Below are 4,371 nucleotides of genomic sequence, written 5' to 3'. Positions count from 1 at the left end.
TGAAGAAGATGCGGCCGAAATGATCGCGGTCGGGAAACACCTCCGCCTGATGCGGCAGGTTCGCGCCGCCGCTGTCGACGAGGTAGATGCAGGGCAGCCGGTTCTCCAGCGCGATCTCCTGCGCGCGGAGATGCTTCTTCACGGTCAGCGGAAAATAGGTGCCGCCCTTCACGGTCGCGTCATTGGCGACGATCATCACCTGGCGGCCATGCACCCAACCGATCCCGACGATCAGCCCCGCGCCAGGGACCGCATCGTCGTACAGGCCGTTCGCGGCCAGCTGACCGATTTCCAGGAAGGGCGAACCGGCGTCGAGCAACTGCTCCACCCGGTCGCGGGGGAGGAGCTTGCCGCGTGACACATGCCGATCACGCGAGGCTTCGCTGCCGCCAAGCCCGGCTTGCGCCACATCGGTGCGGAGGCGCTCGGCCAGGGCGCGATTATGATCGGCATTGGCCCGGAAACCCGCATCGTCGCGCGCGATACGTGTGGGAAGAACCGCACCCATCACTTCACCCCAAGGCTCATTGCGCCACCTTTTCCAGCTTGCCGATCAACTCGCGGCCGATCAGCATCCGGCGAATTTCGTTGGTGCCGGCCCCGATATCGAGCAGCTTGGCATCGCGCGCGAAGCGCTCGACCGGCCAATCCTTGGTATAGCCCGCCCCGCCCAGCGCCTGGATCGCCTCCAGCGACACCTTCACCGCATTCTCGCTAGCAAGCAGGATCGCGCCCGCCGCGTCGAACCGCGTCGTCCGCCCGGCGTCGCAGCTCCGCGCCACCGCGTAGACGTACGCGCGCGCCGAATTGAGCGCGACATACATGTCGGCGATCTTGGCCTGGATCAGCTGGAACTCGCCGATCGCCCGGCCGAACTGGCGGCGTTCGCGGACGTAAGGAACCACCACATCGAGGCATGCCTGCATGATGCCCAGCTGAATACCCGCCAGCACCGCGCGCTCATAGTCCAGCCCGCTCATCAGCACGCCGACGCCGCCGTTTACCGGCCCCATCACCTGCGCATCGCCCACGAAACAGTCGTTGAAGACCAGTTCGGCGGTGGGGCTGCCGCGCATACCCATCTTGTCGATCTTCTGGCCGATGGAGAACCCGGCCATGTCCTTTTCGATCAGGAAGGCGGTGATCCCCCGGCTCCCCTCGCCCGTCTTGGCATAGACGACCAGAGTCTCGGCATAGGCCGCGTTGGTGATCCAGAATTTGGTGCCGTTCAGCACCCAGCCGCCATCGGCCTTCACCGCGCGCAGCTTCATCGAGACGACGTCGGAGCCCGCCGACACTTCCGACATGGCCAGGCTGCCGACATGCTCGCCCGAGATCAGGCCGGGCAGATATTTCGCCTTCTGCTCCGCATTGCCCCAGCGGCTGATCTGGTTGACGCAAAGGTTGGAATGCGCGCCATAAGACAGGCCCAATGAGGCCGAGGCGCGCGACACTTCCTCTATCGCGACGACATGCTCCAGATAGCCCAGGCCCAGCCCGCCATCGGCTTCGGCGACGGTGATGCCGTGCAGGCCCAGCGCGCCCATGTCGGGCCAAATGTCACGGGGAAACCAGTCCTCGGCGTCCATACGCGCGGCCAGCGGCGCGATCCGGTCGGTCGCGAAACGGCGCGTCGCCTCGCGGATCATGTCCGCACTTTCGCCAAGCGCGAAGTCGAAATCGTCGATCATGTCCTCTCCAACACGGCCCTTTGAGTCCGTTGCGCAGCCTTAACCGGATATTGCCCGAACGCGCAATCTTTGTTCCCGGACCCGCCATCCGCGCCGGAATTTTTGAAGTAACGACTTAATCTCTATCATTTGCATGTGTCCTGGAAACCCGGCATGGAAAGGCCGGTGAGGAAAGTCCGACCCTGATGGCCACGCGCCCCGTCGAGACCGATCCGGGCCACGACATCACGGCCTGCGATCGGGAACCCATTCATATACCCGGCGCGATCCAGCCGCATGGGCTGTTGCTGGTGGCGGAGGCGGACAGCCTGACGGTCATCGCCGGTGCCGGCGCTATCGAGGAGCGGCTGGCGCCTGAATGGCTGGGCGTGCCACTCGGTGCCTTGCTGGGCGCGGAGGTCGGCGACATGCTGGCGGCGATGCCGGCCGGTCCCGGGTCGGTCACCACGACCCGGCCGGTCCCGGGCGTCGGCGAGATGTTCGCCGCGACCGCGCACCGGCTGGGAACGGACCGCCTGCTCGTCGAGCTGGAGCCGGCGCTGGCCGATACGCCTTGGGGCGCAGGCAGTCCGCTCAGTTGGCTCGACGCCGCGGCGACCAGCTTCGAGCGGACCGGCGACCTGCAAAGCCTGTACGAACGCGCCGCCACGACCTTCCGCATGTTGACCGGGTTCGACCGGGTGATGCTGTACCGGTTCCTCGACGACGATTCGGGGCGCGTCGTGGCGGAGGCATGCGCGCCGGGGCTCCATTCCTTCCTGCACCACCACTTCCCCGCCTCGGACATCCCGAAACAGGCGCGCGCGCTGTATATCCGCAACCGGACGCGCAGCATCCCGGATGCGGGCTACGTCCCCGCGCCGCTGCGCCCCGCCGGGTTCGAAACCCTCGACCTGAGCGATGTGGGCCTGCGCAGCGTGTCGCCGGTGCATGTCCGCTATCTGGGCAATATGGGGGTGGCCGCCTCCGCATCGATCTCGATCGTGAAGGACGGGCTGCTGTGGGGCATGATCGCATGCCATAACATGACCCCGCGCCGCCTGTCGCCCGATCTGCGCGCCGCCGCCACGACGCTTGCCAGCGGCCTTGCCCGCCAGATCCGTGCCAAGGAAGAGGCGGAGGTCTACCGCGAACGCTTCCGCCTGCGCGCCGCCGAAGACGGCATCGTGCCGCGCATTGCCGGGTTCGGCGATGTCGTGCCCGGTATCCGCCGCCTGTTGCCCGATCTGATGGCGATGATGAACGCGTCGGGCTTCGCGCTGGTCGAGAACGGCCGAGTGCACAGCCATGGCGCCTGTCCGCCGCCGCTGGCCATCCTGGAAGTCGCGCAATGGGCGCTGACGCGCGGGGGCGGCGATCTCTACTCGACGCACGAACTGGGCGCCATCATGCCCGATTCCGATGCGCTGGCGGCCACGGCGAGTGGCCTGCTGGCGCTGCCGCTGGTCGATGGCGGTCTCAGCCTGTTGTGGTTCCGCGCCGAGCACATTGAGGAAGTCGAATGGGCCGGCAACCCGCACAAGTCGGTCGCGCTGCGCCCCGACGAGACGCTGACCCCGCGCGCATCCTTCGCCAGCTGGAACGAGATCGTGCGCGGCCGTGCGCGCCGCTGGACACTGGAGGAGATCGAGGCGGCGCACCGCCTGCGCCGGGCGCTGCACGACGCGTTCCAGAACAGCCGACTGCGCGGATTGAACGCCACGCTTCAGCGGACGCTCGACGACAAGGATCTGCTGCTTCAGCAGAAAGACGTGCTGATGAAGGAGGTGGACCACCGCGTCCAGAACAGCCTCCAGCTCGTGTCCTCCTTCCTCGCGCTTCAGGCCAAGGCGGCGAGCGACGCGCATGTCCGCGAACAGCTGACCGAGGCGCAGGCGCGGCTTTCGGCGGTGGCGCTCGTCCATCGCCGCCTGTACCGCGACGATCAGATCCAGACGATCGACCTCGCCCGCTATCTGGAGGAACTGGTCGGCGACATGAAGCACTCGCTCGGCGCGGATTGGGGGTCGCAGATGCGGCTCGATCTGGCGCCGGTCCTGATGCCCACCGATCGCGCGATCAATCTGGGCCTGGTCACGACCGAGCTGATCATCAACGCCACCAAATACGCCTATGACGGTGCGGTAGGGCCGGTGACGATAAGCCTCGAACAATATGGCAACCGCCTGCGCCTGATCGTCGCCGATCAGGGACGCGGGCGGACGGACGAGCCCGTGGGCGACGGCCGTGGCTTCGGCAGCCGGATGATGGCGGCGATGATGCAAAGGCTGTCCGGGTCGATCGAATATGACGACAACCAACCGGGACTGAGGGCGATCGTCACCGCGCCGATCGCGGATTGAGGGGGTGTCCCGCCGCGGCGGGGCCCATGCAGGAAGCCGAAGGAAACGCCCCAAACCCCCGTTCAGCCTGAGCGAAGTCGAAGGCCACGGGACTGACCTGAAACACCCTCACCTTTCCGGCCCTCCAGGCCTCCCTCCCTCTCCCGCCAGGTGGGGGGTGTCGGGTGAACAATGGGGGGGGTTGTTAACCCGACACTGGGCCCGCTCCCGATAGCGCGTAGGGTGAAAGTGTTATAGCAGGATGACATGAAATGAACCCACCCTCCCCTTCAGGGGAGGGGCCGGGGGTGGAGCGCTTCCACAGGCGGGCGATTCGCGGCGATGCCCCACCCCAGCCC

Annotated in this window: 3 protein-coding genes; 1 reads left to right on the top strand and 2 read right to left on the bottom strand. The window is 66.8% G+C overall.

Annotation, left to right across the window (positions count from 1 at the left end; all coding sequences use genetic code 11):
• A partial coding sequence (locus ACQKJZ_RS18255; RefSeq protein ID WP_427732984.1) for a carboxyl transferase domain-containing protein occupies nucleotides 1–508 on the bottom strand: 508 nt, incomplete at its 3' end.
• Between the two features lie 16 nt (nucleotides 509–524).
• Nucleotides 525–1,691: an acyl-CoA dehydrogenase family protein gene (locus tag ACQKJZ_RS18250; RefSeq protein WP_427732982.1), complete on the bottom strand. Its 1,167-nt coding sequence runs from the start codon at nucleotides 1,689–1,691 to the stop codon at nucleotides 525–527.
• A 185-nt stretch (nucleotides 1,692–1,876) separates the two neighbouring features.
• On the opposite strand from ACQKJZ_RS18250, the gene ACQKJZ_RS18245 reads away from it, so the two are divergent.
• Nucleotides 1,877–4,033: a histidine kinase dimerization/phosphoacceptor domain -containing protein gene (locus ACQKJZ_RS18245; protein WP_427732980.1), complete on the top strand. Its 2,157-nt coding sequence runs from the start codon at nucleotides 1,877–1,879 to the stop codon at nucleotides 4,031–4,033.
• The last annotated feature ends 338 nt before the right edge of the window (nucleotides 4,034–4,371 follow it).

Source organism: Sphingomonas sp. NPDC019816 (assembly GCF_050274375.1).
GTDB lineage: Bacteria > Pseudomonadota > Alphaproteobacteria > Sphingomonadales > Sphingomonadaceae > Sphingomonas.
The sequence above is the reverse complement of the archived record's forward strand: the minus strand, read 5'-3'. Positions and strand labels throughout refer to the sequence as shown.